The sequence below is a fragment of the Candidatus Deianiraea vastatrix genome, from assembly GCF_007993655.1.
In the GTDB taxonomy this organism is placed as follows: Bacteria; Pseudomonadota; Alphaproteobacteria; order Rickettsiales; family Deianiraeaceae; genus Deianiraea; species Deianiraea vastatrix.
This window is the reverse complement of record NZ_CP029077.1, coordinates 972663-985117: the sequence shown is the minus strand read 5'-3', so window position 1 is coordinate 985117 and position 12455 is coordinate 972663. Positions and strand designations below refer to the sequence as shown.

Genomic DNA, 12455 nt, shown 5'->3' with positions numbered 1-12455 from the left:
ACAAATTAAACACCATTTTTTCAAAAATCAAGAGTTATTTTTGATAATACTTTTTTTTGTCCCATCTTTTATTCAAAATGTCAATATACAAGGGGGTAAAAGCCTCGCCAGTAACATTTCCTGCCGTTCGCACGGGACCAATTAATTTGTCAATTGCGAAAATTAGCGATAAAGCCTCAAGCGGATAATTTAAAGTTGCTAAAACTCCAGATAAAATTATAACCGCGCCGCCAGGAATTGGGGGGGAGCCAAGAGAGCTTAAAAAGCAGATTAGACCTATAGTTGCGTAATCAGTAAGCCCGATTTCGATGTGGAAAAGCTGTGCAACAAAGACAGAATAAAGTGCTAAAATGCAGGCATTCCCGTTCATCCCTATGCTAGTGCCGATTGGCATTAGTAAATTCGTTGAATCCTTGCTTGTTCCAAGCTCTTCTTCGGCGATTTTCATGTTCATTGGAAGTGCCGCAGCGCTGCTGCCTGTTGCAAGCCCGAAAATCTGTACCGGCATCATTTTTTTCATAAAAATAATTGGATTTACTCTAAAGCGAATGAAAAGCCACGCGGGATAGAAGATAAATACTAGGATAAATATTGCGAAAACTGCCGATGCGAAGAGCTTTACAAGCGATGCAATAACGGAAACCTCTTGCACACCCGCAATCCATGTCATGAGTCCAAATATACCAAAAGGTGCGAATTTCATTACGATTTTTACCATTGCATACATAATTTGCGCGAAGCTTTGTACGAAATTGCTAAGCCCAGAGCCGATTTTCGCGCGAACAGAGCTTGCTGCAACTGAAAAAACTATCGCAAAAAACATAACTTGAAGTAAATCTGCCTCGTAAAAAGCACGAAAAACATTATCTGGAATAATGTGTAAAAGCTTGTCGCCAAGGGAGGTATTTACCTTTCCGGAGGCAATTAATTTTTGTATACTGCCATCAACTTTTAGCTTTGACAAATCAATATTTGAACCAAGACCGGGGTGTAAAAAAACAGCGGTAAAAAGCCCGATTAACACTCCAAAAACATTCGTTATAATAAACAAAGTAACCCCTTGCATAGAGGATTTTCCAAGGGTTTTTACGTCTCCCATTGATAAAATCGCAGAAGATATCGCAAAAAATATAAGCGGAACTATAGTCATTTTCACAAGATCTAGGAAAATATCGCCCAAAACCTTAAAAGATGCAGGGTTTAGACCTATGTCAAAAAAGCGTAAAAATACACCAAACGAGCAGCCTAAAATAATTGCAACACTAATCTGTTTTCCAAGACTTAGCTTAAAGAATGCACTGCAAGGTAAGAGAAAAATACCAAAAAAAGATTTTTTACGTCTTGACATTTCAAACAAAAATTTCTCAATTAATACTACCAATAAATTTAAAAGCAAGGAAAATTTACATATCTTTTAAATCACAAAAATTAAATTGTCATTGCAACAAAACATTGATTTTTGTAAGAAATGTCTTTCCTTTTTTTCTTGTATTCTCCATTTTTATGAACACAATTATTGTCAATTAGTGTATTATCTGCAAACATTATGCCTGTTGATTTATATCCGTTGCCATCGTCTATTTTGCGATCTATCATATTTGCATCATATACTGTAAGGCCACCTATATCTGCGTTATTTATGGGATATAACGTGTTTATACTGACATAATTTGCTATTATTAACTTTACTTTTTTGGCATTTTTTGCATAAACATCTTTTTGTCTTAAAATATCTGGACCTATGGTTTCACCGTATTTATCGGATGTATCAGTTGTTATGTACCAAACGGATTTATCGGAATATCCACTGACGACAGGTAGAGTGACATTTGCACTTTTTGCTAAAGTAAGACTGCTATCTTCGTGTATTTCAGCTTTTGGATTGACAATTTTTGGTATTATGTTTGACATGGCAAGTTGAATAAAGGCAACTCTTGCGGAGTATAAATATTCTATTCTTCCGTTTCCAAGTTGATTACCGCGGCTTTGTGCAAGGTATGCTGATTTTTGACTTTCGCTTATACTGCCTGATATTTTATTAATTGGTACATCTCCAGGGTAATATTGGTATGATATATGGAATTTGTTTATTCCATTTTTTAAAACAGTATAGTCAGATATTACAGATTGTATTCTATTTTGCTTGGTTTTTTCTTGTATATGGGCGCATGAGAACGCAACTAAAATTGATAAAGATAATACATTAACGCATTGTTCAATTTTCCCCTTTGTAATCATATTTTTTACAAAATAATAAAGATAAATACACCCTACTATAATTGTTAAAATATTTTTTTGAAGTAAAAAGTAATAAAAAAGAAATATCCCTTATAATATCTAGAAATTTGGTAGATTTTATTTGAATTTATAGTTGTAAATGTAAAAACAGCCCCAATTACGAGGCTGTTTAAATCTAAGAATGGATTTTATTTTAAGCCTTGGCTTTTTGACCTATACCCATTTTAGCCTTGATGTAATTTGAAAATTTAATCAAATCTTCATTTCCAGTTTCTTCAACTTCCTTGCACCAAGCCTTAACTTTTTCAGCTCTTTCGGCAACTGAAAGTCCAACGCCTTGCCATACTTCTTCAAGATTTTCCTTGAATTTATATAGCTTTGCAATGTGAGAGCTTGAGTCGCAAATCTTTGAAAGTCTTGCATTTTCCTCTTTGTTCATCGCACTTGTGTGTGTGCTGAGTGCCCTGAGTGCCGATTTATATGAAACTTTAACTTTAGCGCTAACTTCATCAAATCTTTCAGAAAGTGCTTTTTTTAGAACATTTAATTCATATTTTCTAAGGCTTACCATTTTATTTGCAAACAATTGTAGATTTGTTCCAAATTTGAAATTAGATGATCTTTTTTCAGGGTAAGGAAGGAATTCATGAATCTTGCAAAGACCGAATTTTTCTAGGGTTTTTAAATAAAACCAGCCTATGTCAAACTCCCATTTTTGGTAAGAAAGACGAGCAGATCTTGGGAAAGCGTGGTGATTATTGTGGAATTCTTCACCGCCAACTATAAGACCTATTGGTAAAATGAGTGGAGAAATATTCGTTGATGTATCTTTCGCAGCGAAATTTCTGTAACCAAACCAGTGACCAACACCGTTGATAAAACCTGCAGCCCAGAAAGGAATCCAAGCCATTTGAATAAGCCAAACAACAAGACCAGTTGCGCCAAAAAGGTACAAATCAATTAATAACATTAACAAAATTCCTTTTGCAGAGTGTCTTGCATATACATTTCTTTCAAGCCAATCTTCTGGAGTTTCTTGACCATATTGCTCCATAGTTACTTGATTTTTGCATTCTTTCTTATAGAATAAAACGCCTAAAAACATAACATTCCAAACGCCTAAATAAACAGGTGAATGTGGATCTTCAGCAGTTTCGCACTTTGCATGGTGCTTTCTGTGAATTGCAACCCATTGTTTCGTCTCCATTCCAGTCGTCAGCCAAAGCCAAAACCTAAAAATATGAGCAATTATCGGATGCAAAGTAACAGACTTGTGGGCCTGAGATCTATGCAAAAACAAAGTTACACCCGCAATTGTCACATGCGTTGCAACCAAAGTAAAGACTAGTGGACTAACCATTTTTTCAAACAAAATTTACATTCTAAAACCACTATAATTTTAATTGTCAAGAACTTTTATTTTTTTGAGTAATTTGAGTTTATTGCTATAAAATAATGCAGTATTTTAATTATGATATTAATATTTTTTCATATTTTGTGATTTTGAATTGTATTTTTGGGTCAAAATTTTCATCAAGACCTGTTAAATATGACTTAATTGAGTTAATTGTTTCGTCTTTTTTTGTTGCTTGATTTTTATCAATAAAGTCAATATTTTCCTCAGATTTTTTAAATGGAATTTTTATTTGATAATCTATATTAACTAGATATTTTTTCGTAACACCAAGGCTTGATAGCTCTTCTGTGTAAATTACCTTTGCACGAGATGGTATTTTTCCGGGCATAATTGTGTACATTAGATTATCTATAAAATTTTTCCCACTTTCATATTCAACGCTTTCTATAGTGATTGTTTTGTTTATTCGGTTTTCATAAAGATACATTATTCCACCTTCATCTCTTACTGTTTTACTAAATTGCATAAAAATATCGCGTGATGACATTTCTTCAACAATCTTAACTTGATCTTGAATACTTCCAATTGAATATAGCCCATCATATTTATATTCTTCACGAGATGAAATATATTGCTTTATTAGTATTTTTGCAATACCAAGCGTTGGGTGATAATATTTATCAATTTTTGATATTGATATATCACTTACATCATCTTTTTGCTCAATTTGAGTTACAATTCTAGCTTTTGGTTTCATGGAATTTAATTTGTTTATTAACGCACAAGAGCAGAAAAATGCAATCCCAAGTAATATCGTTACAATAAGATATAAATTTCTTGATATTGTTGACGATAAATAAACATCTTTATACCATTTCATTCCATCGGAAAAGTAGTTTCCGGATTCATACAATATTTTTATAATATCTGAATCGTTCTTGTTCATAGATTAAAATAGCTATCTTGCTCTAATTTTTATATTGAGATTTTTTAAAAATCAACGAAAAAATATATGGTGTTACTTTTTCATTCTTTTTTTTATTTTCGTTGCAAAAAAAAGATATATTTTATATATTAATGCTGGTATGACAACAAAAAGTATAATTGATGCAAGTAGCATTTCAAAAGACGAATAATTCTCAATTAAAGCCTCGGCTTTTTTGCCAAATGCGTAACCTAGAAGCACTACAATTATTGAAAAAATAGTTCCACCACTTGTCGTAAGAACGGAAAATAATTTAATATCCATGCGACTAAGACCAGCAGGCACTGCAACAAAATGTTTTACAGCCGGAATTGGAACAAAGCGTCCGAAGAATACCAGAAATTTACTATATTTTAAAAATTGTCCTTCCCAGTATTGCACTCTTTCTTTTGGTAGAAAGAAAAATTTGCCATATTTGTAAAGCAAGCCTCTTCCAAGCCATGCTGATGTATAATATGTTGCAATTGAACCGAGAAGTATACCAAAACTTGCTGATAAAATCACTAAAAATATATTCATTTCACCTTTATATGCAGCAACGCCATAAGTTATTAAGAAAACCTCACTTGGTATAATAATTGGCAAAAATGTACTTTCAATTGCCATTATTCCGATCACACCTATATATCCCATTTTGTCAAAAAATGCGATAACATCATTTAAAAATTGTGATATATCCATGATATTTTTAATTATGTTATGAACTTTTAAAAAAGAATATTTCAAAAGTCAATAAAAAAAAGTTGACAAAAAAAAATTATATGTTAATTGAGTAAATAATTATTGTTGTTTATTTTTTGCTATTATGCAAGGTTTAGAGTTTATTTTGGCAAGATCGTATTTCACTCTTGCGATTACATTTCATATAATATTCCCAACTTTAAATATAGGTCTTTCTTGGCTTATTTTATTTTTTGAAAGCGTTTTTGTTAAAACTGGAGATCAGAAATATCTAAAATTGTGCAAGTTCTGGTCGAAAATTTTTGCCATGCTCTTTGGCGTTGGCGTGATTAGTGGTATAATGATGTCTTTCATGTTTGGTCTTACATTTTCAAAATTAATAGATGTTGGCGGTAATGTTTTGGGACCGTTACTTACTTTTGAAGTTCTTACATCATTCTTTTTAGAAGCATCATTTCTTGGTGTTATGCTATTTGGTTGGAGCAGAGTTGGTAAAAAATTCCACTTATTTTCAACATTCTGTGTTGCAATTGGAACACTAATTTCAGCATTTTGGATATTATCTGCCAATTCATTTATGCAAACGCCAGCAGGAGTTGAGCTAAAAGATGGCATTGTTCATGTTGTTAATTGGGTTGATGTAATTTTCAATCCATCATTTGCTTGGAGATACATGCACATGATAGATGCTGCAATTATCTCTGCATCCTTGTTTGTTTTTGGAATTTCTTGCTATCTAATTAAGAAGGATAAAGACACGGAAATTGCAACAAAAGCGGCAAAAATTTCAGCAACTTTCTTGATGATTGCTTCGCTTTTACAGGTTTTCCTTGGCGATGGACATGGTCTAAATACACTAAAGCATCAGCCATCAAAAATTGCAGCGCTTGAAGCACATTGGGAAAATGAGCCAGGGTCTCAAAAAATTGTGCTTTTCGCAGTCCCAAATGTGAAGGAGGAAAAAAATGACTATGAAGTTGCAATTCCTGCTCTTGGAAGTATAATCCTAACACACTCAAAAGACGGTAAAATACCTGCTATTAAAGACATTCCAGTTGAAGACAGAGCCCCAGTTGCAATTCCTTTCTATTGCTTTAGAATAATGGTTGGGCTTGGAGTTTTGTTTATAATTCTTGGAATATGGGGCTCAATCGCTTCTCGCCGTGGAACTCTTTCCCCTCGTGCAAAAGGAATGGCGCAAGTAATGAGAAATATCTCAATTTGGTCAACATGCCTTGGCCCAGTTGCAGCTATTTGCGGATGGTATGTAACTGAAGTTGGCAGACAGCCTTGGGTTGTATATGGCGTAATGCGCGCGAAAGATGCCATGACTCCAAACCTCGATCCATATTCAGTTTTGTTTGGAATATGCTTTACAGGTCTTGTCTACACAACTATAGCTATCATACTTGTTCGCTATGTTACCGCAACAATTAAGAAGGGATATTCTGCGATTTAGTAGGATTTGAAACTGTCTAAATATTCAATAATTTCCGTTGACTATTATAAAATTTGATATATTCTATTAAAAATAGAATTTTATGAATAAAAAAATAGCCCTTGCTTTTTTTGGAATTTGCTTTTCTTGGACATTTTCTTGGTATGCCTTAAAAATGCAGTCAGCATCGCAGGTTTCCATATTTCTATCCCTTGCCTATAGGTTTTTTATTGCAGCACTTTTGTGTCTTGTAATATCGAAAATCATGTGCTATAAAATGAAAATTGACAAGTCAAATCTGAAATATATTTTAATTTCCGGAGCAACAAATGCTTCACTCAATTTTGCACTTGGTTATGAGGCTGCAAAATATATTCCAAGCGGAATGGTTGCGGCAATTATGTCACTTTCTATAATTACAAACGAGCTTTTTTCGGCATTTTGCGATAAAAGAAAAGTGTCAAAAAGAACAATTGTAAGTGGTTTAATCGGCACTGTTGGGCTGATTTTATTCATTCTTCCAACGATTAAGTTAAGCGAAGATCCAAGGCTTACAATGCTTGGTATTTCCTATGCACTTTGTATGCCGATTCTTGTTTGTTTTGGCTTTCAGTCTATGAAAACATGCGTTAAAAAAACCCAAATTCCCCTTCTTGTCTACATCTCTTATTCCTTTATTGCAGGCTGTATTATAGCATTTATCGTGGCATTATTTCAAAATCATAATGTGCTATGGGATTTTTCGCCAAAATACACGATCTCTCTTGGTTATTTAGTTGTTTTTGCATCCTGCATCGCATATTTATCCCTATATTATTTAATCGACAAAATTGGCTCTGCAAGGGCAAATTATTCATCTTTAATATATACAATCGGCGCAATTTGGGTTTCAACTTATTTCGAAGATTACGCTTGGTCAATAGTGAATTTCGTTGGATTTTTAATGATTATTGCAAGTATTTTTAATGAATTTAGGAAGAAAGTATGAAAAAATTTGCAATAATTGGAACTGGTCTAATCGGTGGATCAATTGCCAAAAAACTGCATAAAACCTACGAAATTTATGGAGTATCAAATGCAGAAATAAAATCTGAAATTTTTGCCAAGACTGCTATTTTTGGCAGCGAAAATGCTATAAATTTGATAAAAAACGCAGATATTATATGCGTTGCAACCCCCATTTTTGCATATCATGAAATTTTTGCCCTTTTATCTGGTCAAAACCTAGATAGCAAGCTTGTTTTTGAGGTTGGATCTGTCAAAAAAATGCCACAAAAAATTGCGAAAAAATATAATCTAAAAATTAATTTTACACACCCAATAGCGGGTAGTGATAAAAGTGGATTTTCAAGCTCCAGTACTGATTTATTTAAGTCTAAAACCATTATACTCGATGATGCAAATTTGGAAAATGTTCAGCTTGAAAAAATCGCTTTTGAGCTTGGTTTTTCAAAGGTGTTGCAGCTCTCATGTAAAAAACACGACGCAATTTACGCAAAAGTATCCCATTTTCCCCAGCTTTTATCGTATTTTTTTACAGATTTTCTGGCAATGTTAAACCTGCTTGATTTTGATAAGGAATTGCAAAATCTAAGCGATAATTATGCAAAATTTAGACGACTTGCGCAGTCAAATAAATCAATATGGATGGGCAAAAATGGCATTTTTAATGCAAATTTAAAAAATCTTGAAAAAATCTGGAATATTTTTAAAAATTATATGCTTGTAAATCTGCGTGGCGAAAATGTAATATTCTCAGATTTTGTCGGGCTTTTCCCTCGTTTTTTATCCGATAATTTTAGTGAATATAGTAATTATTTTGGCTCTGGAATTATTGATTTTATGGCATTTAAAGGCGAAAAATTCTTGCACGAAAGGCTTATAAATACTGCTAAATTTCTAGAATTTTTAAACACTAAATCTGTTTTAGAATATGCAAATTAACGAGCATTTATCGAGGTTTTTTGAGGATCGCAATAACGAAATTTCAATGCGTGATTATATTAATTTTTGTCTTTACAGTAAAAACGGGTTTTATAATAGTGAAAATCCCTTTGGCAAAAGCGGTAGTTTTGTAACTTCGCCCATGATTTCTTCACTTTTTGGCGAAATTATCGCACTTTTTTTGATAAATTTAATACAAGAAAACGCATTAAAATCAATATCCATAGTGGAAATTGGCTCTGGAAATGGGCTTTTAATGCTAGATATTGTGCGTATTTTTGAAAAATACCGCATAAATGCTGAGTTTTTTTCTATCGAAAAAGCAGAAAATAATCGCAAAAACCTTGCCAAGATATTTGAAAATAAAGTAAAAATACTAGAGAAAATCGACGATTTTAATGGCAATAATCCATGTTTTTTCATCACAAATGAATTACTTGACAGCTACGGCGTAAATCAATATATTTTCAAAAAAGATAGATGGAATATGGTAAAATTGCGTATTGAAGATGGGAAAATCGTGCAATTTGCCGATAATAATTTTGACAAAAGCGAACTTGAGGCATATATTGAAAGATTTTACAAAAATGAAAAAACCCCGACTGTGCTTGAAATTTCGCGCGATCAAATTGATGATTTTGAGCATGTTTGTAGAATTGTAAATGCAAATTCCGGCGGGCTTATTTATTTTGATTACGGATATGAAAAATCGCCAAATACATCGACTCTGCAAGCGATTTTAAACCATGAGAAGGTAAATATTTTGCAAAATCCAATGCAGGCAGATATTACGCATCTTGTCAATTTCTCAGTGTTTATGCAGGTTTTTCGCAAGACTGTAGAAAATTATTCAGCGCTTTCCTGCATTTTACAAGGTGAATTTTTACTGCAAAATGGCATTAATGAGCTTGCTGAAATTTACGCAAAATCGAGCAAAAATAGCGATAATATCGACAAAATTCGCAGCAGCGTTCGTCGCTTAACGAGTGAAATGGGTGATTTATTTAAAGTGATTTTAGGCATAAAATTATAAAATTTATTGCTTTTAAAGAAAATGTTTTTATATTTAAAAAAATGTGAAATAAATGATTATTGGAACCGGAATTGACATTTGCGAAAAGAATAGAATTGCAAAAATTTTAAGCGAAAATCCTAGATTTATTCAGAGAATTTTGACAAAAAATGAGCAGGAAATTGCCGCGAAAAAATCCGATTTGGCATCTTTTGTTGCAAAAAGATGGGCAGCGAAAGAGGCTGTTTCAAAGGCATTTGGCTGCGGCATTGGTGCGGCGCTGTCGTTTTTGGATATTGAAATTAGCAACGACGAGCATGGCAGACCTTTGGCAAAAATCTTAAAAAGCACGATAGAAACACCACTTTTTACTGGCACCATCGATGAAATTAAAATCCATCTTTCAATTTCCGACACGCACAACATAACAAGTGCTAGCGTTGTGGTTGAGGGCATTTAACAAAAACATGGTTCCCTCAGATTTGATTATGAGTAATAAGTTTCCTACGTGCGTAGTGTTTCAAAAGTTCAGATTTGAGAAAATTTTGCGATTGATTTTAACATTATAGTGCTGCAATTAAGCAAATTAAAAAAGCATTTATAATCTACATTTTTCAATTATAAATTGACGATAGCAATTACTAAATTTACGACTGAAATAATTGCATGCTTCAAGTGACGTATGGAAAAATGTTCATTGCTGTGCTTGAAAAAAGTGATTAAAATCCAGATTGATAAGTGCTTATCATGAATAATAAAGCCTTTAGAATAAGTAAATAATGGCAAAGATCTTAGAAGTGGCTAAAATTTACATTGATTTGAAGTGAAAATAAGAGTTGTGTTTGAGAAGTTTGAGGAAGGATGAATTTTGTAGTTTAATAGCCGATAAAGTTATTGCTCATGAATAAAGTGTTCCAAAAAATCTACGAATTTGATGTAATTTTGAATTGATTAGCTTGAAGTTGGCATTTCCTTCAGAAAATCTAGGTAAATGGCATTATTAATCTGTGTTTTAGGCTACTTATGGTGATAAATCAAGTTTAGAAATGGCTAATTTTTTTAAGTATCTGAGTTCATACAATTTAGAGAAAGACTTGTCATTATTATAGATTTTGACAAACCAATGTAATGGTATTAAAGCTGTCGATGATTGTATAAAGATAATGAGTAGTTGCAGTTGTATGTTGGATGGAAAAAAGTATTATAAATACTGTGATTTTCATGTTGTAACATCGAGTTTTTGGATTGAAATTGTTATATTATAAAGGAAAATCGCTGAGAATATTGTCAGTTAAAGTGTAAAGATGCGCTGGTTAATTAGGATTTATGAGCATATATTATTGTAATCTTTGATAGAATCTGATTTTACGCCAATACAACCAAGAAGCGATGGTGAGATTTTTTCGTGATTAAATTGTACATTTTTGAGATTTTTTCCTATAATTGACTTTTTACCGCTATTCGTTGTATAAAAAAACGCAGGTACTGTAAAGGTATTTTCATTTTTATTAATGGATAATATGTCAGTTCCATGGTCTGATGAGTAAAATAATAGCGTATTTGATTTAGAAAATCGTGATAAAACCTCAGATAAAAAGTGGTCGGTGTATAGTATGCTATTTATATATGCGTTTGTGGTTTCTTCATGTGTACATTTTGCAATATTTTCGCTTTTGCAATATGGTTTTTGTATTGCAAAGTCTTCGGTAAATTTGTTTGCATATGGTACGTGAGAGCCAATTTGGTGAATGATGTAGAAATTTTTGCCCTTTTGATGGGTAAAGTTGTCTAAAATTGGTAATAACTCCATGTCGTAATTTATATTTCGAACTGGGTCTGTATATATCGAAACATCAGATTTCACGGCAAAATATGCATATGTAGAGTCGTATTTTCCTCTTATATTTTGCGCGCCAATCCAGTGAGTTTTAAAGCCAAGAGACTTCATTATATCAACTATTGAGTATAGCTTTTCTCCATCTTTAACTGAAAGCATTACCGGCAGAGCCTGCCTTGTATTATCTGAATTTGAGATTGATGTGATGCGATTTATGCCGTATTTATCGATTGTTTTAACGTATTTATGAAAGAAATCAGCTCTAGCGCTCTCGCCAATTACAAAAACAACATTTATATCTGAATCGTTTTTAAATGAAAACAATCCCTTGGGATCTAAGTATTTTACATTGCCGACACCACTTTCAAAGCTTCTGGGCAGGTGTAAGAGGTAAAAAATATCCATTATCTGGGTTGTTCTTATACAAAGTCTTTGCATACTGTTGCAAAGCATTGCAAATGATAGCAATAAAGTTGCAACGCATGCTAGGCAGATTTTAATATTTGGCTTTGTTTTCCATGTTATTTTTGTAAAAAAAGATACAATTAGGGTAAAGGCAATGACGTATAAAGCTGTATGTGAATTTACATAAAAGTCTATCATTGATGTGTCATTTTCAAGGGCGGAGGCAATTACGCCGTTGCTCATTTTGTAGTTAAAAAACACAAGAGAGGCCGAGTATATTGATGTTAAAAAGGCAAATATAAAGATTGCAAGGCAAAATCCAATTTTTCGCATTAAAACAAGCGCGCTAAATATTAGATAATGGATTGCAAAATTGATTATTATATAAAGTGGATAGCTAATTTTTATAAGCAATATATGGGATAATTTATATGCGTATGGAAGAAGTATAGCGGCTTCATAAATAAGTACGAAAGCCCACAGTGGCAGTTTTAAACGCAAGGCAAAACTGAAGAATCTTGTAATTTTGAGATGCGTTATTTTTACCAAAGACATACG

Annotated in this window: 11 protein-coding genes; 5 read left to right on the top strand and 6 right to left on the bottom strand. The window is 32.8% G+C overall.

The features are described from left to right. Nucleotides 1-34 precede the first annotated feature (34 nt). The 5 genes from deia_RS04675 to deia_RS04655 all read right to left on the bottom strand — a co-directional run bounded on the left by deia_RS04675 (nucleotide 35) and on the right by deia_RS04655 (nucleotide 5306). The gene (locus deia_RS04675) at nucleotides 35-1348 is read right to left on the bottom strand and encodes a dicarboxylate/amino acid:cation symporter (RefSeq protein ID WP_146821055.1); all 1314 of its coding nucleotides are present in this window, start codon (nucleotides 1346-1348) and stop codon (nucleotides 35-37) included. Nucleotides 1349-1428: 80 nt separating this feature from the next. Next, nucleotides 1429-2238 carry a hypothetical protein gene (locus deia_RS04670; protein ID WP_146821052.1) on the bottom strand — a complete coding sequence of 270 codons (810 nt, stop codon included), beginning with the start codon at nucleotides 2236-2238 and terminating at the stop codon, nucleotides 1429-1431. Nucleotides 2239-2431: 193 nt separating this feature from the next. Beyond that, a complete protein-coding gene (locus deia_RS04665) occupies nucleotides 2432-3598 on the bottom strand; it encodes a DesA family fatty acid desaturase (RefSeq protein WP_146821050.1) in 1167 nt (388 codons plus the stop codon). 109 nt (nucleotides 3599-3707) lie between these two features. Continuing rightward, nucleotides 3708-4541, bottom strand: coding sequence for a hypothetical protein (locus deia_RS04660; RefSeq protein WP_146821048.1), 834 nt, complete (start codon nucleotides 4539-4541; stop codon nucleotides 3708-3710). 72 nt (nucleotides 4542-4613) lie between these two features. After that, nucleotides 4614-5306 carry a DedA family protein gene (locus deia_RS04655; protein WP_146821046.1) on the bottom strand — a complete coding sequence of 231 codons (693 nt, stop codon included), beginning with the start codon at nucleotides 5304-5306 and terminating at the stop codon, nucleotides 4614-4616. Between the two features lie 79 nt (nucleotides 5307-5385). Here deia_RS04655 and deia_RS04650 point away from each other — a divergent pair, with 79 nt between their 5' ends. The 5 genes from deia_RS04650 (at nucleotide 5386) to acpS (ending at nucleotide 10115) form a co-directional block, all read left to right on the top strand. Continuing rightward, on the top strand, nucleotides 5386-6720 hold the full coding sequence (locus tag deia_RS04650; RefSeq protein ID WP_146821044.1) for a cytochrome ubiquinol oxidase subunit I: 1335 nt from the start codon (nucleotides 5386-5388) through the stop codon (nucleotides 6718-6720). 82 nt (nucleotides 6721-6802) lie between these two features. Beyond that, entirely contained in the window at nucleotides 6803-7687 is an 885-nt protein-coding gene (locus tag deia_RS04645; RefSeq protein WP_146821042.1) for a DMT family transporter, read from the top strand. After that, on the top strand, nucleotides 7684-8643 hold the full coding sequence (locus tag deia_RS04640; RefSeq protein ID WP_146821040.1) for a prephenate dehydrogenase/arogenate dehydrogenase family protein: 960 nt from the start codon (nucleotides 7684-7686) through the stop codon (nucleotides 8641-8643). Before deia_RS04645 ends, deia_RS04640 begins: the two co-directional genes overlap by 4 nt. Next, nucleotides 8633-9676, top strand: a complete 1044-nt coding sequence (locus deia_RS04635; protein ID WP_146821038.1) for an SAM-dependent methyltransferase — start codon at nucleotides 8633-8635, stop codon at nucleotides 9674-9676. The genes deia_RS04640 and deia_RS04635 overlap by 11 nt, the downstream gene beginning before the upstream one ends. Before the next feature lie 52 nt (nucleotides 9677-9728). Continuing rightward, complete coding sequence (gene acpS, locus deia_RS04630) at nucleotides 9729-10115, top strand: holo-ACP synthase (RefSeq protein ID WP_146821036.1); 387 nt, start codon at nucleotides 9729-9731, stop codon at nucleotides 10113-10115. 864 nt (nucleotides 10116-10979) lie between these two features. Here the strand turns inward: acpS and deia_RS04625 are convergent. Then, complete coding sequence (locus tag deia_RS04625; protein ID WP_146821034.1) at nucleotides 10980-12452, bottom strand: phosphoethanolamine transferase; 1473 nt, start codon at nucleotides 12450-12452, stop codon at nucleotides 10980-10982. Between the last annotated feature and the right edge of the window lie 3 nt (nucleotides 12453-12455).